This window comes from Nocardia sp. NPDC005998, assembly GCF_040614395.1.
In the GTDB taxonomy this organism is placed as follows: Bacteria; Actinomycetota; Actinomycetes; order Mycobacteriales; family Mycobacteriaceae; genus Nocardia.
Genome location: NZ_JBEXUI010000003.1, coordinates 200,978 through 224,944 on the forward strand (window position 1 = coordinate 200,978; position 23,967 = coordinate 224,944).

Genomic DNA, 23,967 nt, shown 5'->3' on the forward strand with positions numbered 1-23,967 from the left:
ACCGTACTACCCCGCCGGGCGCAGCGCCGCCGCGACGGCGGCGACCGTCTCGTCCAATGGGATCTGGCGCTGCTCACCGGTGGCCATATCCTTCAGGCCGATGGTGTTCTCGGCCAGGTCACGATCGCCGAGGACCAGGGTGAATTTCGCACCGGACTTATCGGCGGCCTTCAAGGAGCCCTTGACGCCACGGCCACCGTAGGCCAGGTCGACCCGAATCCCCGCCGCCCGCAACTGTGCCGCCAGCACGACCAGGCGCTGTTTGGCCGCATCGCCCAGCGACACACCGTAGACCTCACACCGCGCCGGATCGCCCGCCGACTTGTCCTCGGCCTGCAAGGCCAGCATGGTGCGGTCGACGCCGAGGCCGAAACCGATACCGGACAGCGGTTGTCCACCCAGCTCGGCCATCAGCCCGTCGTAGCGACCGCCGCCGCCGATTCCCGACTGCGCCCCGAGTCCGTCGTGCACGAATTCAAAGGTCGTCTTCGTGTAGTAGTCCAGGCCGCGCACCATGCGCGGATTGACCACATACGGTATGCCGAGCGCGTCCAGATATCCCAGCACCTGCTCGAAGTGCGTCTTCGCAGATTCGGACAGGTGATCGATCATCAACGGCGCGTTCGCGGTCATCTCCCGCACCTCGGGCCGCTTATCGTCGAGCACGCGCAGCGGGTTCAATTGCGCCCTCCGCTTGGTCTCCTCGTCCAGCGGCAGGCCGAACAGGAACTCCTGCAACAGCTCTCGATACTGCGGACGGCAGGTCTCGTCACCGAGCGAGGTGATCTCCAGCCGGAAACCGTCCAGTCCGAGCCCGCGATATCCGGCATCGGCGATCGCGATCACCTCGGCGTCCAGTGCCGGATCATCGACACCGATGGCCTCGACGCCGACCTGCTGCAGCTGCCGGTAGCGACCGGCCTGCGGGCGCTCGTAGCGGAAGAACGGACCCGAGTACACCAGCTTCACCGGCAGTTGACCCCGGTCGAGCCCGTGTTCGATCACCGCTCGCATGACACCGGCGGTACCCTCCGGCCGCAGCGTAACGCTGCGGTCACCGCGGTCGGCGAAGGTGTACATCTCCTTGGTGACCACATCGGTGGACTCACCGACGCCACGGGCGAACAGCGCGGTGTCCTCGAAGATCGGCAGCTCCACATGCCCGTATCCGGCCAGTCGGGCGGCGCGGATCAAGCCGTCGCGCACCGCGACGAACTCGGCCGAACCGGGTGGCACGTAATCTGGGACCCCCTTCGGGGCGAAGAAGCTGCTGGTCTTGGTCACGATGGTCAAGTTTCCACCACCACCGCCCGTCAAGTCCAACCGGTTAGCCCACGTGGCAAATGGCCTGCTGAGCAGTCTCAGGAATAGATGGCACAATCCTGTGCCGTACGTAACGGATACGGGAGGAACGTGGTAGTGCCGAGCAACGAACAGCGACGGGCAGCGGCGAAACGCAAGCTGGAGCGCCAGCTGGCCAACCGGGCCGATCGGGCGCGCAAGCGCAAGCGACTCATGATCGCCGGGTCCGCGCTCGGCGTGGTCATCGTGGCCGCGGCGGCCGTCGGCGTGTACTTCCTGACCAAGGGCGATGAAAAGCCCGCCGCTATCAGCTGCGACTACCGCAATAGCCAGAAGCCCGCCGATAAGCCGGTGAACAAGCCGCGCACCAGCGGCATCGAGAACACTGGCGATAACGCCAAGCTCAGCGTCAGCATGGAGACCACCCAGGGCCCCATCGGCCTGACTCTGGACAACGCCAAGGCGCCCTGCACGGTGAACAGCTTCGCCAGCCTGGCCGGTCAGGGCTACTTCGACAACACCATCTGCCACCGGATGACCGCGGACGAGGGTCTGAAGGTGCTGCAGTGCGGCGACCCGACCGGCACCGGCACGGGCGGTCCCGGCTACCAGTTCGACAATGAGTACCCGACCAATCGGTACAACCCCGCCGACCCCGCATTGCAGAAGCCGATGGACTACCCGCGCGGCACCCTCGCCATGGCCAACGCGGGACCGGATCCGATCGACGGCGGTGGCACCAACGGCAGTCAGTTCTTCATCGTCTATGGCGATTCGAAGCTGCCGCCGAACTACACCATCTTCGGCACGGTCGACCCGGACAGCATGGCCACGTTGGACAAGATCGCCGCGGGCGGTCAGGACAACTCCAACGGCCAGGGCGACGGTAAGCCGAATCTCCCCGTGACCATCCAGTCAGTTCGCATCGACTAGTGACACGCCCGATCCGGGTGCTCGCTTCGTTCGGGCCCGCTGCGCACAATGAGCAGCGGGCCCGAACTGTCATCCACTGGATGAGCCTAGGGTAGGCGACCCTAATAGTTCGGTTAGGATGCGCTAAAACCGAAGATCCTCCGAAGCTTTCGCCTACCCGCCGGAATTGTGCGATATATGCTGTTAAGCGGCACGCCCACACGGTTGGTGCCGAGCTTTCTCGGGTAATCTCGAATGAAGGAGAACGCGTAGCGTAGTCATCCCCCGATCGGGCGACCCCCGTGGGGAGTGTCACGCGACGAGTCCTCCGGGTGTCCGCGTTTGCAGGCGGGGCACCGACACGACGGATTACAGTTCGGCGTGGCGGCGTCCGTGTCAAGCACCACAACATCCATAGTGATCACTGCAGCATCGGGGAGCAGCCATGTCCGAGGAACTGGACGACATCGGCCGGGAAACCGCGGCCATGATGAAGACTATGTTGCAGCTTGCGACCCTGGTCGCGCTGCGGACCCGGGAGCGTGGTCAGAAAGAAGCCGAAGCCCGCGTCAAGGTCACCGAGGCCCGTATCAAGGAGGCCCGGGAACTCCAGATCCGTGAGGCCCGCGACGCCAAGGCCAAGGACCCGCGCAATCTCGAACTGGCCCGCATGGTCGAGAAATCGGTACCGGCCCAGGGCATTTCGCTGGAGAAGGATCGTTTCTCCGCGCAGGCCGAGGCCAGCCGGATGGCCGCCACGGCCTCAGCTCAATCGAAACCACTCGTACGGTATGACTCCGCGGAACGCCGGATGGCGATCGCGGCGCACCTCGCTCGCATCGGTATCGCACCGGAGTTGGCGGCGGTGCGGATGCTCATCGAAGTAGGCCAGGGCCAACCGCCCGAAGAAGCGGTTCGTATTCGCGATGAAGCGGCCCGAGCCGCCACGGCACGGGGCCGGGAGCAGGATGCCCGCGGCCTGGAACGCGTCAGACAGTAAGGCGCACACCGCAAACCGAAACGCCCGCTGAAATCAGCGGGCGTTTCGGCGTTCTCGGGGTTTCTCACATGCGGAAATCGCCGACGGTCGGATCGCCGAACAACCCCTGGGTCGGTGACTTCAGCGGAAGCGGGCTGAGCATGTCCTTGTGGCCGTTGCGGACACTGCAGTACTTGAACGGGCCACGCGGATCGAACAGTTTGGTCATATGCGGATCGGCATGGTCCAGGAACCAGACACTCAATCCGGTGCTCGGCTCCATTCGGTAGTGCTCCCATGCGCGCCAGAGCGCGTCCAGCCGCGCAACCGCCTCGGCATGCTTCCACCACTCCGGACACCACACCGTTTCACTGATGTCGGTGACCTGACGCCGATACACCACGCCGAGATAGTTCTCGACGAACTCCACCACATTGGTGTAGATCATCGGCGGTTGCTGCTGTTCGGTCACAGCTCCACCTCGCTGACGCTCGGTTCCGCTGTGCCCGATGGTGCTGTGTCCATGGTTCGCTCGCTCCGCTCCCTCACACCTCCACCTCGCTGACGCTCGGTTCCGCTGTGCCCGATGGTGCTGTGTCCATGGTTCGCTCGCTCCGCTCCCTCACACCTCCACCTCGCTGACGCTCGGTTCCGCTGTGCCCGATGGTGCTGTGTCCATGGTTCGCTCGCTCCGCTCCCTCACACCTCCACCTCACTAACACTCGACTCCACTGCGCCCGATGATGCTATGTCCATGGTTGGCTCGTTCACAGGGGCCGGACCTCCTCGACTTGGCCGTATTCGGGTGGCGGAGCAGCCTTGGTCAGGTTGGGCGAGCCGAACAGGTCGGCGATCTCGGTCTTGCGCCCCGGAAGATGGTGCGAGATCGACTTCTTCACATCGTCAGCGTAGTCGCCCTCCCACCACGGCACGGTGCGCACGAGCACCGCGGGCTGGCCGGAGGTGAAGACGATCGCGCGCCCCTGCGGCAGGGTTGCCAACGCGTTCACGGTGAAGGTCTTGGATGAGCCCAGTGACCGCGAATAGCTCTTGCCGCCTTTGGATTCCGAGACCGATGAGGAGATCGCGTCGTATTCCCCGATCGCCTCGGACCGGTCCCGCAGGAAGTTCATATCGTCGACGCCGGGGCCGAGCACCTTGATATTGGCCGCCGACCACAGCGCGAGCATGCCGTCATCACCCCAGCAGCGCGCGCCCTGGGCCCAGGACTGCAGCACCGTCATCACCACGATGCCGCGCGAGCCGAAGTGGCTGTACTGCTTGGGCAGATCCTTCCAGCGCACCACATTCGCCGCCTCGTCGAGCACGGCGAGCATCGGAATCGGCAGCCGTCCGCCGGGTGAGCGCGAGGCCTTGCGCATGGCCACATCGACCACGGCCTCGGTGAGCGCACTCACCAGTGGCGCCGCCGAACCGCGGCCCTCCAGCGACAGGCTGTAGAGAGTGCCGTTGTTCTCGATGAATTCGAGTTCGTCGAACTGCATGCGGTTATCGCCGGGCAGGATCCACGGATGCACGTTCGACAGCTGCAGGCAGCGGATCATCTTCTTCGCGGTGCCGAAAATACCGCTCTTGGTGCGAGGATCGGCGTTGTACTGCATCGCGAGGCCCGAGGCCGTGTAATGCTTGCTCGCATTGCGCAGCAGCTCGATGGGTTCGGCGTCGTTGGGGTTGGTCACCCAATCCCAGACCTGGACGATCGGGCGATTGCCGAGCGCGGCGGCCAGGAACAGCCCGGCCAGCAGATCCTCGGCCTCCGGATCGAAGAATACGTCGCCCTTGGCGTCGGAGCCGTTGTCGGCGTCGGCGAAGTGACCGGCCAGCCGCGCGGCCCGCATCTCGGCGCCGTCATGGTGGGCGTCCACCCAGTCCAGCGGATCCCAGAACCAGGAGGGCTCCTCCCCCGCGACGCCTTGCGGATCGAAGACGAAGGTGCGACTTCCCTTGGCCTCGCGCACATCTCGGGTCGCGTCGACCACATCGCGCTTATTCGAGGTGGACAGCACCGGGCCGATCGCGGTCAGGATCGCCGGGATCACCCGCGAGGTCGACTTGCCCTGTCGCGGGCCCCAGATGTCCAGGTGCAGATCCTCATAGGAGCCGTAGAGCATCACCCCGTCGGCGACGCCGATGCCGATCGGCACGCCAGGGCTGTCGTTGTAGCCGAGTCGTACGCCGAGCAGATCGGCCTTGGCCCGGACCCCGGCCTCGGTGAGCGACTTGATGGCGCTGCCGCTGCCCATGACATCGGCCTTGTCATCGACGGCGAGCCGGCCCACCGCCCGGCGCGCGGCAAGCCTTTTGCGCACCACCAGATAGGCGACGAGCGCTGCGATGACGAGCAGCACGATTACGGTGGAGGCGCGCGGCCAGTGCAGCTTGCCCTTGGCGAGATCGGCGACGATCTCGATCGGGTTGATCGGAATGTGCTGCGGCGTGATCGCCATCGCGTTGCCGAGATGCAGTGCGAGCCAGAGGGTTCCGAGCAGCGCGAAACCGGCGTAGATCATGTAGAGGGTGATATCGGGTCCGACCGCGGCCGGATCCTGCACCTTCTTCTTTTTCGCCATGTCTGCCTCCTGTTAGGACCTAGCTATGCGGTTGTCGCTGGTGCGGGTTCAGCGGTACGCGTCGAGCCGCCAGCCCGCTGGTGTGCGTACGACGGTCGCGATCACCGTTGTTGGCGGCAGGGATTCCTTGCGCCCGTTCGGATAGACGACCGTCTGCTCGATCCCGATCTTGAACTGCTCGACGTTCGGATCCGTGCTCGCGGGCGGGCGCTCCCCCGACGCGAAGGTGAAGGCATCGATATGCGCCTGCGCCTTGGCCCAATCCGCCCACTGCAGCGTCGCCTTCGGCGTCTCCACCGCGGTCGGTGTGCCGTCCAGCATGCGGATCAGGCTGGGCCCCAACCATTTCCGCGCACGCGACAGCGAGGCGCCCTGGGCTTCGGTGGCGGGCTGCCAGGAGTAGATCTCTTTCAGCGCGGCCACCGCGACACCATCGGGCGTCACCGGATCGGGTGCGGGCACCTCCTCCAGCAATCGGGTTGTGGACGTGGGCGCATGCGGCGCAGCGGAACCCGCGTCCCTGTCCTTGCCGCCACACCCTGCACCGAGCATCGCAACGCTCACCACCAGCATCACCACCAGTTTCGCGCGTGTGTCATTCAAGGCTAGCCGCCACGGCCGATACTTGGGCGGTCCGATCGACGCACGCGCCTCGGCGTGTTCGCTCGCCGCACGCGCGGTCGGCATCTCTGCCGGGGTTGTGTTTTCCACCGCGGTTGTGGTTGTCGTCCCCGCCGCGGTAGCGGTTGTCGTCACAGCACCCTCCTCCCGCGGCCATCACCCGGCACCGCGACCTCGGTCACGCCACTGGAATGCCCGTACGCGGCGGGCACGGATTTGATCATTCGTCCATTGCCGGAATAGATTCCGACCTCGGCGGGGCCACGCGGGCCGAACGAACTGAATACCAGATCGCCGGGCTCCAGCTTGCGCATGGGCACCTCGATGCCCGCCTCCCATTGCTGTTCGGCGGTCCGCGGCAGCGTAACCGTGCCCGAGGAGGCCGCGAATACGGCGGCCGAGGTGAGACCCGGTCCGTCCAGCCCGCCACCGCTCGGTCCCTGCGGACCGCCACCGCCCCACACGTACGGGGTGCCGAGCCACTGCTGCGCCGCCTGGACGATCTGCCCGCGGCCCGCACCCTCCTGCGGGGTGAACCGCCCGTTGGAGCCCTGCGCGCGGTACAACGGTTCCATCGCAAGGATATTCGCGACATAGGGCTGGGTCTCCGCATAGTGCGCGGCCACCAGGTTCGGCATGCCGCCGGAGGCCAGTACCGCACCCTCACCGGCGTTGTAGGCGGCCAGGGTCAGCGCGACGACATCGCCCTGTACCCGGCCCTCGGACTCCCATGCGACGATCTTGCGCGCGATGGCGCACATATAGCGGCCCTGACCCATGATCGCGTCACCGTCGTCCCATACGCTGGCCACGCCATTACCGTCGGCATCGATAACGTAGGGCTTACCGTCGTCGGGGTCGATACTGGCCGCGGTCCCGGGCAGGAACTGGGCCAGCCCCTGCGCGCCAGCGGGTGAGGACGCGCTGCGCCGGAATCCGGACTCCTGCCTGCCCTGCGCGGCCAGCAGCGAGGGGGTGATCTGCGGGCAGATGGAACCCGCACGGCGATACCAGATTTCGAGTTCCTGGGGTACCTTGCCCGCCGCCAGCGCGCCGCCCGCCGTGCCGAAGCCGCGATTGCAGCGCGGATCGGAGGAGAAGGCCTGCGCACCACCGACATCCGGGGTCGGGGCACCGTCGAGCCAGGGCAGCGGGTCGATCTGGCGGCCACCGGTGAAGCGCCCGCCCGGGACGATTTCGAAATGCAGGTGCGGACCGCTGGATTGGCCCGCCGACCCGACCTGAGCGATCGGCTGACCGGCGACGACGGTATCGCCGACGTGCACGTGCACACCGCTGTCCCACATATGCCCGTAGACCGCCGAATACGCGCGGCCGTTGGTATCCACGGAGTCGACGACGATCCAGTTGCCGAAACCCGATGCGGGACCGGCCGCGACGACGCGTCCATCGGATACCGAGTAGATGGTGGTGCCGTCCGTAGCGGCGAGGTCGACGCCCAGATGCGTGCCACCGCGCGCGCCGAAGACATCCGACACGGTGAAGGTGCCAACGGCCAATGGCAGGGTCCGGCGGATCGGGCCGATGCCGGCGGCCAGCGACGGCGCACCGGTGGCGGTCGGATTAGCCTGTGTGGCAGTGAGATCGGTCTTCGTGACCGTGGGATTGCCGGTTGTACGCGCGGCGGAAGTGGTAGCGGCGACCCGGGAATCGCCCGGCGCGTAACCACCCAGCGGCGGCAGCACACTCGACGATCCGAGCACCGAGGAGCCCTCGCACCCGTCGTCCACGGCGGGCATCACGACAACCAGCACCAGGGTCATCAAACCCAGCACACTCGCCAGCGCCAGGTACAGGACGGTCCGCCCGGTCACCGCATCCCCGGCGGCGCCGATCGGACGCGAGACGAATTCAGGTGACTCACCGTTGCCGCCGAGATTCGTTGAGGGTGTCGGCCAGCGTCCGGTTCATCTCCGCCGCGGCGGCCAATTGTTGTTGCAGCAGTGCGACTTTGCGGCGCAACGCGGTCGCGTCGAGGCGCTCCAGACTCGGTCCCTCGGCCGCACGCACCCAGTTGCGAACCGAATTGGTATGCACGCCGATCTGCTCGGCCACCACCCGACACGCCTCCGATTCGCTGCGCAATTTGCCGGTCAGTGCGATGACCTGTTCGACCGCGGCCTTGCGCACCTCCGGGGACACTCTGCGATAGGACCGGTGCGGCATCATGCGCCCCACCTCGCACAGACAACCGGTCTCCATAACAGTGCGGGTTTTCTCATGCGGCGCTCCCATTGGGGGAATCGCCACCGCGCGAAGTGGATTCGGTGAACTCGGAGAAACGCTGGTTGGTTTCGTGGATACCACTCTCCTTCTCGGACAGGGTGAATTCCATATGGAACGGGATGCCGGGGCGACGGTCCTCACCGATCTTCAATAGGAATTTGCCGGTACCCGGCGGTGACGGACGTTGCTGGCCGGGTTTGAGTGCCTCACCGGTCAGCGCTTGCGGTGCGGACCATCCGGTCACCATCTCCTCCTCGGCGGATGTGAACGGAACCACGCTGTCCAGGCGCTTGATCTCCTCGCCGGGCAGCGCGCCGAATATCTTGGCGCGCGCGCGTTCGAGGAAGCCGAGCGCCTTCGCGATGGCGGCCTCCGATCCCAGTGCTTGCAGGTCCTTGATGGTGTGGCTGATCATGATCAGCGCGGTGGCTATGGTGCGCTGTAGACGGGTCAGCTCATCGACCCGGTCGACCATGAAGTCACCGAGTCCGAGCACCTGCCACAGCTCGTCCATGACCACTTGGAAATAGCGCTGCGGGCCGAGATTCGCGTCGGCGAGCACATGTGCGGCCTCCACCGAGGCGAATCCGTCGGCCCAGCAGGCCAGCATCACGGCGGCCTTGAGTTTCTTATCGCCGGTGGGGATGTGCGAGACGTCGATGCAGACCGCGACCGCGCTGGTATCGATCGGAACGCTGGTCTGCCCGTTGAAGATCGCGCCGAAGGGGCCCTGGGTGAGTGCGCGCAGCGAACGCCGCAGGCCCTTGATGGCGACCTGGTATTCGTTGGGGTCGTCGGCACCCGCGTCGAGCTGTAATTCGTCACCGCCGCTGACGATCACCTCGAGCAGGTTCTCCATGATGGGCGGCTGGTCCGGGGTGTAGCCACTGCCCGGCCGGTAGAGGATGCGCAGCGCGGTGGCGATCAGGGTCTCCTCGTAGTCGCGCACGCGTGCGCCGCGCACGAGTTCCACCAGACCGGCGATGAGCGTGACCTGGCGGGCGCGCAGGTCCTGCAGCACCTGAAGTTGCAGTGCGGGAAGCTCGTCCAGCAACGGCACGACCGAACCGAGCACACCCGCGGCGAGCGGGTTGAGCTTGCCGTGGCCGTAGCCCAGATCGATCACCTGTCCGCCGACCAGCTCGACCAGCTTGCGGTAGTCCGGTTTCACGTCGGCCAGGATCAGCGGGGTGATGCCCTGTGCGATACCGCCGAGCACGATCCGGCGCACCAGCGAGGACTTACCGAAACCATTGAGCCCCAAGACGAAAAGGCTCGGCGCGGTAATGAAGCTGCCGCGCAGGAACCAGTTCATCGGATCGAAGCAGACCGGCGCGCCGGTGTGCAGATGCGAACCGAGCGGAGTGCCGATCAATGGCGCACCGGCACCGACCGACCACGGCCACAGGCCGGCCACCTGGGCAGTGGTGGCCCGGTATTCGACCGGGCGGCCGACGACATTCATCCGGCCGCCACCCGGGCCCAGATAGCCGCGATCGGTGAGTTGGGCTGTGCTGCGGTCGAATCCGTCCTCGAAGACCTGTTCGGCGCGGGCCGCATAGTTGCGGCGGCGGATATCGTCGGTGCGGACACGGAAAGTCGCGAAGGCCGCCCGCAGTCCGGTGCCCTCGCGGCTGATCTGTTCGAGTTTGGCCCGGGTCACATCGTCGAGCAGGGGCGGACCGGACTGCTTGCGCTTATCGGCCCTGGCCTTTGCCCGGCGGGCGGCCTTATCCATCTGCGGGGTGCCCATCGCACGGTCGGCGGTGTAGTCGACCTTGGCCGCGCGCTGTGCCTCGCGACTCGTCCTGGCTCCGTTGCGATCCGGTCGTGCCACGCGTTCCCCCCGTACCGATCGTTGTGGTGCGCCCTCGCGTGTGGGGCGGGCGGTCCTGGCGCCGTCGAGACGGCCACGATCGGCCGAAGCTCGCTCACCCCGGCCGCTTTCGGATCTGGTGCGCCCGCGCTCGGAGCCGGACTGCGGCCGATCGGCACGGCCACCGTCGGCGGACCCGGCGCCGGGACGCGCCCGACGCTCTGCCGCATCGCGCGACGGTCGCCGCTCCCGATCGGACGTCTGGCCCACCCCGGTCCGTTCGCCGCCGCTCACCCGCGCGGACCGCCGATCCCGGTCGGGCATGTCCTCGATGCCCGACCGCTCGACCCGGCCGCCGGTGGGCCGCTGTGCACGTCCCTGTGCGGGGCGGGGCCGACCGTCACTGGTCGGCGGCGCCCACGCCTCGTCCTCGGGACGCCGCTTGCGGCGCACCTCGTCCCGCTCGCGCACGGGTGGCTCGTACTCACGTGCCATGGATCGCTCACCCCGCCAAGGCTTTCGGAATTGTCGCGTGTTCCGGCAGGATCACCCCGCAACCGAGCGAGGCCGCGAAGGCCGCCGCCTGATAGCGGTAGCACCGCCGGATCTTCAACCGCGCCTGTGTGGACAGGTCGCGGGTTATGGCTTCGATACGCGGCAGGTCGCCGCGCAGGGGCTCGGTAATGGTCACCAGCGCCCCGAAGCGGGTCACACCGTGACCCCGGGCTTGTTCCTCACGGGCCTGCTGGGTGGCGCCCACCCGCAGGGTCGCGGCCGCCGAGACGACACCGCGTTCGCTCTGCTGTGCCACCAGCGCGTTTTTGAAGTCGTCATCGACGATTTCGGCGGCGTCGGCGGCCGAATGCGGACGGTACACGATGGCGATGCGCTTGCGCGGCACTTCGGGATTCGGCGCCAGCAGCCGCTGCAGCACCCGCTCGTCTACCGCCCCCTCGGGTGCGGCGTCCATCTCCCAGGTGACCGAGCGGCCGCCATCGTGCACCAGATGATCCCACTTCTCGTCGTGCGAGACCGGTCCGGCATCGGCCCAATCCAGCCCGTGCCCTTCGGGTTCGCCGGCGGCGACCTCGAGATCGGCCTGCGAGGCCGGGTCGTAGCTGCGCCGGATGAACGAGATGACCTCATCGGCCGACATGGGCTGGGCGCGCACGCCCGCCTCGGCGAGCGCGGCGCAGATGCCCGGCAACCTGCGCCCGATCTCGACGGCCTCCTCGGCGGGATTCTTGCGCCGCTCGGCGGTGGTCGCCTTGAAGGTGATCGCGACCCGCGGCAGCAATTGCACCCGTTCCTGCGGTAGTTCGGTCGCGAGTTCGTACATCACCTGCTGCGCCAGTTCTGGTGCCTCCGGCCGGGTGATAGTGGAGACCTCCGTGAGCAGCCGGTTGCCGGTTTCGGGCACGGTATCGATCACCGGAACCACCGCGACGATGTCACTGGTCTGGCCGACCGAGGCGAGGAAGGTGCCCCATGCCGAGACCCAGCGATCGATGACCGGCTGATCGACGGCCTCGTGGCCCTGCGGCCACGCCCGCAAAACCACTGTGTACTGGGCGAATTGCGGTAGGTGGATCATGCCGAAGCTGTAGCCGCCCGCATCGATGCCCTCATAGAGCTTCGAGGGCGCGAGCAGACCGGGTAGCCGGGTGACACCGCCCGGAATCCGCGAGAACCGGCCACCTCGGTACACATGCTCGCCGCGGCTGCGTGAGCGCATCCAGTTGAACATCATCAATCCGTTCTCGTATCCGGAGCGGCCCCCGGTCCGCCACACCAGTGGAACCATCACGACAACGCCGGTGCCGCCCACGATCAGACCCCATTGGAACCCGCCGACCATCGCGCAGATCAGGGCCGTGATCACGACGACGAAGCCGATGACGGTCTCTTCCCAGCGCAGACCGAAAAGACCTGCGCTGCGCGGCTTCTGCCACAGCCCGTACGAGCGGCGCTCGTAGGGATCGCTCGTCATCGTCATCGCGGAATGGTGCTCCTCCCGAGGTCGGGCGAACGATTCGCCCAGCGGTCACCAGCTACATCACCCATGGCCTCATCGGCGCGGGTCAGCGGCGCGGTCGCGGCGCGGGCCGCACCGATCGCACCCGCCGCCCTGGACGCTCCGGACGGTACTCCCGCCCCGCCCTGCGGGCCGGAGGCGCGCGGAGGTGCGCCCGTCGCGGCACCGCCGCCGCCACCGCCGCCGCGCGGCGGGACCGGACGCGGAGCGCCACCGCCACCGCGCGGACCGCCAGCGCCGCCCGGGGGCCGCGGACCGGTGGACGAACCGCTGACATACCCAGCCGAACCCGGTGCGGCACCCTTGACCGAAACGGCCTTGGTACCCATCGCACCCAAAGCGCCTACCGCAATCAGGGTTCCACCCGTCGCGGTGAGACCGGAACCGCCGCTGCCCACGATCGCGACCGCGGGCGTCACCAGTCGCATCAGCGCGGGCAGCACGAACGCGACACTGCACAGCAGCACGATCGCGACCAACATCCGCTGTGCCTGTTCACCTTCGGGCAGCCCGCCGGTATCGGTCAGCGAATCCACATGGCCCGCAGTGGTGAACGCGATCATATAGACGATGGCGGCCACCGGCTTCCAGAGCATGAACGCGATGATCCAGCCGATCAGCTTCTGATAGGACTGCTTGCCGACATTCATACCGGACGCGGCCGCCGCCAGTGGCAGCACACCCGCCGCGATGAGCAGCAGGCCCTGCCGGACGATGGCGAGCACGATCTGCGCGAGCGCGCCGAGCAATCCGACGATCGCGATGATCAGCACCAGACCCGGCGAAAATGCCTGCAGCTTACTGGTTTTCACCATCAGCTCGGCCAGGTCCTTGGCATTGCCATTGGTCGAATCGTTGATGATCCACTCGGAGAAGCGATCCGAGGCCTGGGTACCGGCGACGATGACGGCGCCGAGCATCCAGGAGCTGAAAACCACACGGGCGAACATGCGGAACGATTCGGCCGCCTCGTTCATCGCGGCGCCGCGTCTGGCTTCGGCCAGTCTGGCGCCGGACAAGATCACCGAGGCTATCAGCAGCAATATCTGTGCCTGGTAGGTGTAATCGTTGATCTTCACGAACAACGAACCGTTATCGCTGGCCGCCTCGTTGGGGACCTTCATCCAGAAGGTCAATGCGAGGATGATGGCCTGGCCGAGGCCGTTCATCAGCGAATCGACAACCTTGCCGAAGGTCGAATCCCAGGCCTTGTCCTTGATCGCGTTCGCGACGCCGCTGGGATGTGATGCGGCGTTACCCGCCTTGCATACCGCCGACGCGGCGTCACCGAGGGATACCCCCGGCAGGCCGACATTGTCGAGGGTGTCGTGCAGTTCGTTGCACGTGTCGTCGAAACCGTAGGTCTGTCCGTATGCCACCGTCGGTGTCGCGATCATCACCGTGAAGATGACCGCGAAAATCGTGACTAGACGCCTCACCATTGTGTCCACCCCTCGATGCTTCCCAGGGAATCGATCTGGACTTGCTGCTGTCCACTCACCGCCGTGAGCTTCCAATCGCCTTCGCGCCATACGACTGCCAGGCGCATGCCGACCCATGTTGGTTGGCCATCAGCTGTTTCTCGGGCCTTTCTCGCAAACTGGACGATCGCTGAATCTTCGGCATAGCTCTCGATTCGGAATGCATCCGAAGCGAACAGCAAGGGTCTCAACTTGTCCGGCAGTCGATCCGAGACCTTGCCCTCGGCCACGAGTCGGTCGTAATCGGCCAGATATTGCGGCGTGACCTCTACCAGCTGCAGCAGCAGATCACGGTCGCGCGGGTTCGCATTGGTGCGCCAGTAGATCTGTTCGGCCGCCAGGGCCGCGCCCTGCGGAGTGTGGGCGAATCCGACGGCTGCCTTGCCGTCGATGCGTGCCGGACCATCGGAGCTGGAGAACCGCACCACAGGTCCGCCGAACACGCGCTGCCACACGCCTTGTCCACTGGCAGGCTGCGGTGCCGCGGTCTGCCAATTCGGCCCACCCGGCTGCTGTCGCAGTGCGAGATTCTGTTCCAGCACAACGCCTATGCCATTGTCGGGCACATCGACTCGCCGGCCGAATATATCGACGTCCGGATTGCCGAAGCCCGCCGCCCCGGTCTCGGGCACATTCTCCGAACTCGTCCCCGTCTTCGACACCTGGTCGCCGCCATCGGCGTTGTCCCGCATCGCAACCACGGTCACCGCGACCGCGACGACCACCGCGAGCAGCGCGCCGACGCCGAGCACCGCGAGCGGCGAACGGTTGCGTGCCGGACCCGAGCCGGGCCCCAGGCTCACCATTTCGTCCACCCGTTCAGGGATTCGACATACGCGGTCTGCGTGGTGTTCGTGGTGGCGGGCTTCAGTCGCCAGTCCCCCGCATCCCACACCATGACCAATCGCAGGGCCGCCCACAGCTGCTTGCCGTCGACCACCGGGCCACGCGAAGCGAACTGAATGATCGCCAGATCATCCGCATAGTTCTCAACCCTGAACGCATCCGAGGCAACGAAATACCGAGTTACCTTCTCCGGCTGCTGTTCCGGCAGCTTGTCCTGGGACAGCGCCTTGTCATAGGCCGCGATCTGCTGGGCCGAGACGCGCACCTGGCGGACATAGAGGTCGCGGTGGGCGGGGCGGGCGTTGAGGCGGTAGGTGATCTGGGCCGCCGCGAGCACCGCGCCCTGCGGGGTGTGCGAATAGCCGACGGCCAGACCGTCTTCGATGCGGGTGGGTCCGTCCGAGGTGGAGAACGGGACCGAGGCGCCATAGACCCGCTGCCAGCCGTGCGGTGCGGTGGTGCCCTCGGGGGCGGCGGTCAGCCAGTCCGCGTCGGACGGTTTGCGCTGGCGGGTCGGATCCTGCGGAAGTGGTTGTCCGGCAGGGTTGTTCGGGATATCGACGCGCCTGCCCAGAATATCCACCTCGGGGGTCGCGAAGCCGTCCGCGCCGGAACCCGCTGCGGTGGCAGCCTTGTCGCCGCCGGAACCCGAATCGCCTCGCCCGATGAAAACGAATATGCCCACCACGACGATGAGCACCACCACGGCCGCGGACGCGATGACACCGAAGGAGACGCGATCGCGCGGGTACGACTCCTTTTCGCTCATGCCGGTGCCTCCAATTTCACTATGTCCGTGGGTAATTCATCGACCGACTCAATGGGCCGGGCGGTCGGGTCCTGGTCGGGCAGCCGTAACCTCCAGTCGTTGCCGAACCACTCGACGGTGGTGTGATTCACCGCCTTGGAGCTGTCGGAATATTCGGTATAGACATCGACGGCCGATGCCGCCTCGGTGTAGCTGGTGATCTTGTAACCCAGCAGTCTCGGAGCGTATTCGGGCGACGCCGGGCCGGTGATCGAGAGCTGCAGGCGGTTCACCGACCACTCATCTCTCGCCTTGTCCGGCACCACCTCGAGGCGCACGATATCGGGCCACTGACTGTCGGCGGCGATCGACAATCGCACCGTGTGGACGATCGCCGCGAGGGCCGCACCGCTCGGTGACTGCTCGAAACCCGTTGCGGCGCCGTTGGCCGTCTTCTTGGGCCCCTGCGCGGCATTCGGAAGTGCGACGCCCTGGAACGGCTGCCACCGCACCTGAGTCGGCGCGGCCGACAGGTTCGGGCCGGAATCGCCGTCACCGCCGCCGCAGCCGACCGTCGCCAGCAGCATGGCAGCACCGAACACACCCGCAGCGGGCGTGCGGATGCGCCGCCGGGGCGCGATGAGGTGATTTCGCGCGTGCTCGCGCTCTGCTGTTGCGCGCGACCGGCGAGCGGTCGCCAGCGGTGTGGAATTCATGCCAGGGCCGTCCCCATCCCGGTTCACGTCGGCAGGAACGCCAACGCGATCCCCGAGGCCGTACTCGCCACCGCTGCCCCGAGCAGACTCATCAAAACGCCGTGCGAGGCGTCGTTCATCGCCAGATCGCTCCGGAATGCGATCCACAGGCGGCCCGCGGACACGATCATCCACGCCAGGCACACCAGCAGCACGAACCAGAGCAACCAGTTCAACAGCTGCATCAGCGGTTGCAGCACTTCGGCGGGCATCTGCTTGTAGGCGAGCAGTTCCGCCGCGGACATTCGCACGGTCGACATCGCGGACATCAGGTTCCGATGACGGCGTTCATGATGGTGCCCGCGCTGGTCGCGACCACCCCGCCGATCATGGCTCCGGCCACCATCTTCGGCGATTCGAGTCCACCACCGGTCCACTTCTCCCATGCGAACTTGCCGCCCGCGTAGGTGATTCCGCAGATTCCGGAGAGCAATACGAACCAGGTGAGGTACCGGACCAGCTGCAAGATCTTCTCCGAGCCGGGAGGCGCCTCCGGGGTCGGGTTACCGACCTGAGCCAGGACAGTGCCGTACGTGTCCTGCACGGCGAGGAGAATCATGCTCATCGGCTGCCTTTCAGGGTTGAAATTGTCGTCAACGGTCCGGTCCGGCGGTCAGTGTCAGGCTCATCGGTGGCCCTCCTCGAAAGATGTACTGCTATCCAGGTTTTCGCGTACCACCGCAACGATATCGGCGCCGAGTTCGCGGACTTCGAGCGGAACTTCCTCGAGCGGGTCGATCTTTTTCTTTTTCGGCGGAATCTCGTCGCCGGGGGTCCAGATGGGCAGTTTCTCCGGCTCGACCAGAGTCCATTCCTCGTACCACGGGATCTGCCAGACCTGGCCCGCGAGCGAGCCGACCACATCGCGGTAGCGGCGAATCTCGGCGGGCAGGCGACCGGGACGTGCGGCGACGGTGATCAGACCGAGCACCTCACACGATCCGGCGAAGTCCGAATGGTATTGGCGCAGAAGGTCATGCGCGCGGGTGAGCCCGGTAATGGTTTCCCTGGCCACCAACACGACGAACGGGGATTCGCGGTCGAAGACGCCGGGCCAGCGGCGGCCCGAATCCGCCGCGGGCGCAAGCACATGCGCGAGGGTACTGGCTCCCGCACCGCCGTGCACACCTAGCAGCCACCACAGCGGTGCCCGGCCGACGCCGGGTACGGGGCGGTCCCAGATAGGTGCACGACGAGATTCCGGCGGGGCGACCACACCGGCTCTAGCGGCTTCGGTTCGACGACGAAGTTTCATGGCGGCCGTCATGATGCCACTCCGGCGAGCAGCCGCCCATAAGCACGGCGCGTCTCGGCGGCCAGCGATGCGTGGCGCACGAGTTCACCGCGCGCCAAATGCGGATCGTAGGGAATCTCCATGATGTCGCGAACCCAGCCGGACAGATGTTCGCGCAAATGGTCGGCAACATGCGAGTCCGCACCCGACATCTGGTGTGAGACAACGATTGTGGTATCGCCGACGATACCACCGCCTTGTCCCTCGGCCGTGTCGCCGAACTGGTCGTCGAGCCATTCCAGGGTGACCCGGAGCCGGTTCGCGGCATCGGCTCGCGCCGGAATGGCAAGCACCAGAGCGACATCCGCGTCATCGAGCAACGGCCGCAGCTGCCGTCCGGCAATCGGGTTGCCGCCGTCGTAGACCGCGGTGTACCCGGCGTCATAGATTCCGCGCGCGACTGTGAGATATGTGGCACGCCGACGCAATGGCGCGGCGTCGCGCCACAGCAATCCGATGCCCGAACTCGCCTGCGACAGACACTCCTTCAACGGCGCCGGTTCATCGCCACCACGTCCGTACAACCACGACTGCAGACTGATCGGATGCAGGTGCTCATCGGCTCCGCGTAGCGCCAGATCGCTGCCCGCCGCGGTCGCGTCCACCGCCACCGTCGGGGTGCCCGCCATGCCCAACTCACCCGCCAGGCCCAATGCCGTGGTTGTCGTCCCCGCACCACCACAGCCACCGACCACCAGAATCGAACGCTGCGTCGGTTCCGCGGATTCGGTCTCACCGCGCTTGCTACGTCGCAGTCGCACCACCGGAGCCTTGGATGGCGCATGCCGGTCCGACGAATCACCCGCATCGGGCGCCTCATCGAGCCAGCGGCTCCAGTCGTCTCCCATCGCTATCAGCTCTCCCTACTCATCCGGCCGCAATGCCCGTGATGAGCGTGCGGCCGCCGACCATCACCGTGGTGACGGTCTGCTTGTTGTACGTAGCGGGCGCGCCGCCGGGCCGGTACTCGGTGACTTCGACCGAATACCGGTTCTCGGTGATGGTCTGGATCCGCACGCAGTGCGTGGTGCCGACCGGAACGGTGTCGATGCCGTGCTGGATCACCTCGGCGGCGGAGATATTCGAATCCGGTGCGACAACCGCCCGGACTCGCTCGCCGGAGCGTTCCACGTAGTAGGCGTACTGAAATGCCAGGATCGCGTCCGGTCCGGAATCGGTGCCACCGGGTTCGGCACTGCGCACGATGCGGTCGGCGCGTTCGGTTGGGCAATCCGAAATGCCCTGGGATCGAACGCTGCCCGCGGTGAACTGCATCGAGGGCACGACCGGTGCCGTGGCGCCGTGATCATCGGAGGAACGCAGCAGATAGATCGCGCCGGCGGCAGCAGCCGCCAGCAGCAGCACGGCCACGACGAGCACCGCGACCACCCGGGCTCGGCGCGCGGATGGGTGATCGCGTGCCTCCTGGCGCAACGCTCGCGTCGCCCGCTCGGCGCGCGAAATGCGACTGTTGTCGTATTCGTCCTCCGGCCACGGGAACTGAACGAGTTCGCCATCGCGCGGCCCGACGTAGTCGTCGTCTGGGCCGGGGGCGTGTCCGGCGACCCAATCCGACCAGCCACCGGTGAACTCGCTGCGATTGGAACCCAGATCGGCCGGAACCTCATTACGCGCACGCATTTCGTCGGGATCCTCTTCGCGAATGTAGTGCGGATACCGGGCCGGGCCGTCCTCATCGCTCGGCATCCGCAATTCCGCCTCGTCCTGCTGCGGGGTGGATACATCCGCTTCCGGCTCCAGCGCGCCGTACCAGCGCGACAGCTGTTTGTACGACTTCAACATTCCCCCATTCCCGCAGCGCGAGGCACGTGATGCATCATCGGACCCTCTCGGCGATCAGTTCGTGGAGAACGGGTAGGTGTTGTTTACGGTGCCGGGTACTACGGTGGGCCGAGCCGACGCCGAGCCGCCGGTTGACGCGCCACCGGCTCCTGTCCCAAACGGAAATTGTCCCGTACTGGAGGTATTCGGCGTAGTCGACGCGCCGGAAGTTTGTCCGAAGAATCCGGTACCAGGCTTGGCGCTCCCGCCCTCCGGCACCGCGCCGCCGCCGAATTTGTCGGCCAGATCGTGTGCCACCGCGGCGAACCAGTCGGCGACGAATCGGGTGGGCGCCGCACCGGTGGCGGTCACGGCCGTGCTGCCGTAGGCGCCGTGGCGCTGGACGGTGTCCCAATACCGCACCCAGGTCGTCACATTGAGCAGGTCGCTGTTGTCGGTGATGTTCTGGACAACCGCGTCGAAGGCCTGGGTGACCAGCCGGACACCGGTCGTCGGCGGCACCAGCTGGGTCAGCGCGCCCAACAATTTCGTGCCGAGCAGCAGGATTCCGGAGACCGGGTCGGATAGGCCTGCGGTGGCGAGTTGAGTGATGGTCGCCGGGTTGATGACCGCCTTGACCACCGTCACGACGGCGTTCAGACCGATCGTACCGACCCTCAGCAGTGCCCGCAGTGCCGCGGGGGCATCGAGCGGAGTTCGCGGGTCAGCGGCGTCGGCGAGGCGCTGGGAAATCGACTTCTTGGGCGAGATCGACAGATTCGCCAACGAGCTGCCTTGGACGTCCTGGTTGACGACCTCGGTTGCGGTCTTGATCGAGGTGAAGGCCAGCGCCTGCGCGATCGAAACCAATGAGGCGATCGGATCGCCACCGCTCAACTTGGTCTGGCCCGCGATACTGGCCACCGCTTTGAGGATCGGCGCACCCTCCGGTGCGTCGCACGCGAGATCGCCTGCGGCACAGAAACTGGCGACGCGGCCGGTCAGCGCGGCGAAGTTGGCGGCCTTATCGCGTTCAGGTCCGATGCCGCCGCCGCTGGCCGGTTCCTGCGGCAGTGCCGCGATGGACGCGATCTGATCACCCGAGGTGCCCGGCGCGGGATCGGGGGTGGCCTTGCCCGGCGAGCCGGGAAACAGCGGCGCTCCGGGGTTGCGGGTCGGATCGGCGAACAGGGCGACCGCCGCGACCCTGTCCGGCGTGATCACGCCATGGCCCTGCCCGACCTCCTGGGCGAACATCGAGGCCACATGCGCGCCTTGCGAATAGCCGACGATCGCGAAACGGGTCTCGGCGCAGCGGTCCGCGACATCCTTGGCCATCGAACGCAGCCGAGCCAATCCGCCGGTCACCGACTCCGCGTACGACGCGGCACCACCGGCGGTCACGCCGCCGAAGCCGGATTCATAAGGGACGTAGGCCCGATCGACCAATCCGGGCTGCGACGCCTTGGCCAGCATCGGCATGAAGACCGTGGAGAGCATGCCGGTATCGGTGGTCGGTGCGGCATCGGGCGATGATTCGCCGGTGCCCTGAATTCCCAACGCGTACAGTGCCGGACAGGTGCCGATGGTGATATTCGTCGTCGGGCCAACGGGATCGGACGGTTGCGCCACGGCGGTTCCCGCGGTCACCACAGCAACGGTGAATGCGACCAGCATTCCCGAAATCCGTGCCGTGTACTTCGTCATAGCGATCCGCAATCAATTCGTGTTGCCGCACCCAACCAAAACGCCATGAAACGCAATAGACCGTAACAGATTCCGACTCTTCCTGCGGGTTCGATGAAAAGTCCGCGCGAACCGCCGTCGGGCAGATGGCAGTTCGCGGCGTGCCGTCACCGATATTCCGACAAACTTCCGATCGCCGGAATCGCCCGGCAACCGGTGGTCGCCCGCTCGGCGATTCGAATCATCAACGTGGACATCGCATTCCGGTGATCGGCGGACGGCGTGCACCGGCCATCCCGTCGATCCCTGCGGATGCGCCGGATGCGCCCTCCGGCGATGTTCAGCGTGCTCGACCGGAGCGATCAGGTGGCCGAGGTCACACGATAGACGTCGTAGACGCCTTCCACGTTGCGCACCACATTCAGCAAGTGGCCCAGGTGTTTCGGATCGCCCATTTCGAAGGTGAACTTGCTGATCGCGACCCGGTCGCCGTGCGTGGCCACCGAGGCGGACAGGATATTGACCTTCTCATCGGCGAGCACCTTGGTCACATCCGAGAGCAGCCGGGTGCGGTCGAGGGCCTCGATCTGGATGGCCACCAGGAATACCGAGGACGGCGACGGCGCCCACTCCACGTCGATGATGCGCTCGGCCTGTTCACGTAGCGAACCGGCGTTGGTGCAGTCGGTGCGGTGCACGCTGACCGCGCCGCCACGGGTCACGAAGCCCATGATCTCGTCGCCGGGCACCGGGGTGCAGCACTTGGCCAGTTTGGCGACCGTGCCGGCCGCGCCGGGAATCAGCACGCCAGCATCACCGGTGACGCGCTGGCGGGCCGGGGTGGTCGACGGTGTGGAGCGCTCGGCGAGTTCGTTCTCGACATCGCCGATGCCACCGAGCTGCGCCATCAACCGCTGCACGACGTGGTGCGCGGATACCTGGTGCTCACCGACGGCGGTGTAGAGCGTGGAGATGTCGGTGTAGTGCAGTTCATGCGCGACCGCGGTCATCGCGTCCACACTCATCAACCGCTGCAGCGGCAGCCCGACGCGGCGGACCTCCTTGGAGATCTGCTCCTTACCGCTCTCCAGCGCTTCCTCGCGGCGCTCCTTGGCGAACCACTGCCGGATCTTGGCCTTCGCGCGCGGCGAGACCACGAAGTTCTGCCAGTCGCGGCTGGGTCCGGCATTCTGCGCCTTCGAGGTGAATACCTCAACGACCTCACCGTTTTCGAGCTGACGTTCCAATGCGACCAGTCGGCCGTTGACCCGCGCGCCGATGCAGCGGTGCCCGACCTCGGTATGCACCGCGTAGGCGAAGTCGACCGGAGTCGACTTCTGCGGCAACGTGATCACATCACCCTTCGGAGTGAAGACGAAGATCTCCGGCGACTTCAGATCGAAGCGCAGCGATTCCAGGAATTCCGCCGGGTCGGCGGCCTCTCGCTGCCAGTCGAGGAGTTGCCGCATCCACGCCATATCGTCGACTTCGGTGGAGTCATTGGAGTGCTTGCCGCGGGTTTCCTTGTAGCGCCAGTGCGCGGCAATGCCGAATTCGGCGGTGCGGTGCATGTCCTGGGTGCGGATCTGCACCTCCAGCGGCTTGCCGTCCGGGCCGACGACCGTGGTGTGCAGCGACTGATAGACGCCATAGCGCGGCTGGGCGATGTAATCCTTGAACCGGCCCGCCATCGGCTGCCACAGCGAATGCACGACACCGACCGCCGCGTAGCAGTCACGGACCTCGTCGCACAGGATACGGATGCCGACCAGGTCGTGGATATCGTCGAAGTCCTTACCCTTGACGATCATCTTCTGGTAGATCGACCAGTAGTGCTTGGGGCGGCCCTCGACGATCGCGTTGATCCGCGACGCCGCAAGGGTATTGACGATTTCCGCGCGCACCCGCGCCAGGTAGGTGTCGCGCGAGGGCGCGCGATCGGCGACCAGTCGCACGATCTCGTCGTATTTCTTCGGGTGCAGGATCGCGAACGCGAGGTCCTCGAGTTCCCATTTGACCGTGGCCATGCCCAGGCGGTGCGCCAGCGGCGCGATCACCTCCAGGGTTTCCTTGGCCTTCTTCGCCTGCTTCTCCGGCGGCAGGAAGCGCATGGTGCGCATGTTGTGCAGGCGGTCGGCCACCTTGATCACCAGCACACGCGGGTCGCGCGCCATCGCGATGATCATCTTGCGGATGGTCTCGGCCTCGGCGGCGGCGCCCAGGTTGACCTTGTCCAACTTGGTGACGCCGTCGACCAGATGCGCGACCTCGGCGCCGAAATCCTGGGTCAGCTGCTCGAGCGAGTAGCCGGTGTCCTCCACGGTGTCGTGCAGCAGCGCCGCGACCAGGGTGGTGGTGTCCATGCCGAGTTCGGCCAGGATATTGGCGACCGCGAGCGGATGCGTGATGTAGGGGTCACCGGACTTGCGGAACTGGTGGGCATGGCGCTCGTCTGCGACATCGAAGGCACGCTGCAGCAGGTTGAGGTTCGCCTTCGGGTACAGCTCGCGATGCACGCTGGCCAGCGGTTCGAGCACCGGTTTGACCGCCGCGATACCACGTTGACCGGTCATGCGCCGGGCCAGGCGGGCGCGCACCCGCCGGGATGCCGAGGTCGGGACGGCAGCCGCGGTACCGGGCTGGCGCGCCGCCGCAGAAGTGCCGCTCACCTGCGGCTTGGGCTTCGATGCATCCGGGGTGGCCGCACCGTTCGACTGCGGGGCGCCCGCCGATTGCTCGACATTCGCCTCGCCAAGATGCTGAGTCATGCCACCACCTCTCCACGCCGCGATCGGAACACCCTATCCGACCGCTGCAACCGCCCAGACCACAACTTTAGTCCGAGCGCAGGTCATGCGTTCGATCCGAGGTT

21 protein-coding genes are annotated in these 23,967 nt (G+C 66.4%); 2 read left to right on the forward strand and 19 right to left on the reverse strand.

Annotated features, from left to right (window positions below; translation table 11 throughout):
• Positions 1-6 precede the first annotated feature (6 nt).
• Positions 7-1,284 (reverse strand): histidine--tRNA ligase, encoded by a 1,278-nt coding sequence (gene hisS, locus ABZ293_RS07345; protein WP_355178534.1) that lies wholly within the window; start codon positions 1,282-1,284, stop codon positions 7-9.
• A 135-nt stretch (positions 1,285-1,419) separates the two neighbouring features.
• Between hisS and ABZ293_RS07350 the strand changes: the two genes are divergently transcribed.
• On the forward strand, positions 1,420-2,235 hold the full coding sequence (locus ABZ293_RS07350; RefSeq protein ID WP_355178201.1) for a peptidylprolyl isomerase: 816 nt from the start codon (positions 1,420-1,422) through the stop codon (positions 2,233-2,235).
• 424 nt (positions 2,236-2,659) lie between these two features.
• Positions 2,660-3,214 (forward strand): hypothetical protein, encoded by a 555-nt coding sequence (locus tag ABZ293_RS07355; RefSeq protein ID WP_355178203.1) that lies wholly within the window; start codon positions 2,660-2,662, stop codon positions 3,212-3,214.
• Between the two features lie 64 nt (positions 3,215-3,278).
• Here ABZ293_RS07355 and ABZ293_RS07360 read toward each other — a convergent pair whose 3' ends face one another.
• The 18 genes from ABZ293_RS07360 to ABZ293_RS07445 form a co-directional block, all read right to left on the reverse strand.
• A complete protein-coding gene (locus tag ABZ293_RS07360; RefSeq protein ID WP_355178205.1) occupies positions 3,279-3,665 on the reverse strand; it encodes a DUF4913 domain-containing protein in 387 nt (128 codons plus the stop codon).
• 295 nt (positions 3,666-3,960) lie between these two features.
• Complete coding sequence (locus ABZ293_RS07365) at positions 3,961-5,784, reverse strand: TraM recognition domain-containing protein (RefSeq protein WP_355178207.1); 1,824 nt, start codon at positions 5,782-5,784, stop codon at positions 3,961-3,963.
• Between the two features lie 48 nt (positions 5,785-5,832).
• On the reverse strand, positions 5,833-6,540 hold the full coding sequence (locus ABZ293_RS07370) for a hypothetical protein (RefSeq protein WP_355178209.1): 708 nt from the start codon (positions 6,538-6,540) through the stop codon (positions 5,833-5,835).
• Complete coding sequence (locus ABZ293_RS07375) at positions 6,537-8,240, reverse strand: peptidoglycan DD-metalloendopeptidase family protein (protein ID WP_355178211.1); 1,704 nt, start codon at positions 8,238-8,240, stop codon at positions 6,537-6,539. The genes ABZ293_RS07370 and ABZ293_RS07375 overlap by 4 nt, the downstream gene beginning before the upstream one ends.
• Before the next feature lie 46 nt (positions 8,241-8,286).
• Entirely contained in the window at positions 8,287-8,595 is a 309-nt protein-coding gene (locus ABZ293_RS07380; protein WP_355178213.1) for a transposase, read from the reverse strand.
• A gap of 49 nt (positions 8,596-8,644) precedes the next feature.
• The gene (locus tag ABZ293_RS07385) at positions 8,645-10,963 is read right to left on the reverse strand and encodes a hypothetical protein (RefSeq protein WP_355178215.1); all 2,319 of its coding nucleotides are present in this window, start codon (positions 10,961-10,963) and stop codon (positions 8,645-8,647) included.
• A gap of 7 nt (positions 10,964-10,970) precedes the next feature.
• On the reverse strand, positions 10,971-12,464 hold the full coding sequence (locus ABZ293_RS07390; protein WP_354950759.1) for an SCO6880 family protein: 1,494 nt from the start codon (positions 12,462-12,464) through the stop codon (positions 10,971-10,973).
• Positions 12,461-13,945, reverse strand: a complete 1,485-nt coding sequence (locus ABZ293_RS07395) for a hypothetical protein (protein ID WP_355178217.1) — start codon at positions 13,943-13,945, stop codon at positions 12,461-12,463. Before ABZ293_RS07395 ends, ABZ293_RS07390 begins: the two co-directional genes overlap by 4 nt.
• Positions 13,939-14,790, reverse strand: coding sequence for a hypothetical protein (locus tag ABZ293_RS07400; RefSeq protein WP_355178219.1), 852 nt, complete (start codon positions 14,788-14,790; stop codon positions 13,939-13,941). Before ABZ293_RS07400 ends, ABZ293_RS07395 begins: the two co-directional genes overlap by 7 nt.
• Complete coding sequence (locus tag ABZ293_RS07405; RefSeq protein WP_355178220.1) at positions 14,784-15,599, reverse strand: hypothetical protein; 816 nt, start codon at positions 15,597-15,599, stop codon at positions 14,784-14,786. Before ABZ293_RS07405 ends, ABZ293_RS07400 begins: the two co-directional genes overlap by 7 nt.
• Positions 15,596-16,294 carry a hypothetical protein gene (locus ABZ293_RS07410; RefSeq protein WP_355178222.1) on the reverse strand — a complete coding sequence of 233 codons (699 nt, stop codon included), beginning with the start codon at positions 16,292-16,294 and terminating at the stop codon, positions 15,596-15,598. The genes ABZ293_RS07405 and ABZ293_RS07410 overlap by 4 nt, the downstream gene beginning before the upstream one ends.
• A gap of 23 nt (positions 16,295-16,317) precedes the next feature.
• A complete protein-coding gene (locus ABZ293_RS07415) occupies positions 16,318-16,593 on the reverse strand; it encodes a hypothetical protein (RefSeq protein ID WP_354950750.1) in 276 nt (91 codons plus the stop codon).
• 8 nt (positions 16,594-16,601) lie between these two features.
• Positions 16,602-16,898: a hypothetical protein gene (locus tag ABZ293_RS07420; RefSeq protein WP_040692318.1), complete on the reverse strand. Its 297-nt coding sequence runs from the start codon at positions 16,896-16,898 to the stop codon at positions 16,602-16,604.
• Positions 16,899-16,958: 60 nt separating this feature from the next.
• Complete coding sequence (locus ABZ293_RS07425; protein WP_354950748.1) at positions 16,959-17,600, reverse strand: hypothetical protein; 642 nt, start codon at positions 17,598-17,600, stop codon at positions 16,959-16,961.
• On the reverse strand, positions 17,597-18,475 hold the full coding sequence (locus ABZ293_RS07430; RefSeq protein WP_355178224.1) for a hypothetical protein: 879 nt from the start codon (positions 18,473-18,475) through the stop codon (positions 17,597-17,599). Before ABZ293_RS07430 ends, ABZ293_RS07425 begins: the two co-directional genes overlap by 4 nt.
• Before the next feature lie 19 nt (positions 18,476-18,494).
• Positions 18,495-19,430 carry a hypothetical protein gene (locus ABZ293_RS07435; RefSeq protein ID WP_355178226.1) on the reverse strand — a complete coding sequence of 312 codons (936 nt, stop codon included), beginning with the start codon at positions 19,428-19,430 and terminating at the stop codon, positions 18,495-18,497.
• A 54-nt stretch (positions 19,431-19,484) separates the two neighbouring features.
• Complete coding sequence (locus ABZ293_RS07440; RefSeq protein WP_355178227.1) at positions 19,485-21,116, reverse strand: cutinase family protein; 1,632 nt, start codon at positions 21,114-21,116, stop codon at positions 19,485-19,487.
• 341 nt (positions 21,117-21,457) lie between these two features.
• On the reverse strand, positions 21,458-23,863 hold the full coding sequence (locus tag ABZ293_RS07445) for a RelA/SpoT family protein (RefSeq protein WP_355178229.1): 2,406 nt from the start codon (positions 23,861-23,863) through the stop codon (positions 21,458-21,460).
• Positions 23,864-23,967: the final 104 nt, after the last annotated feature.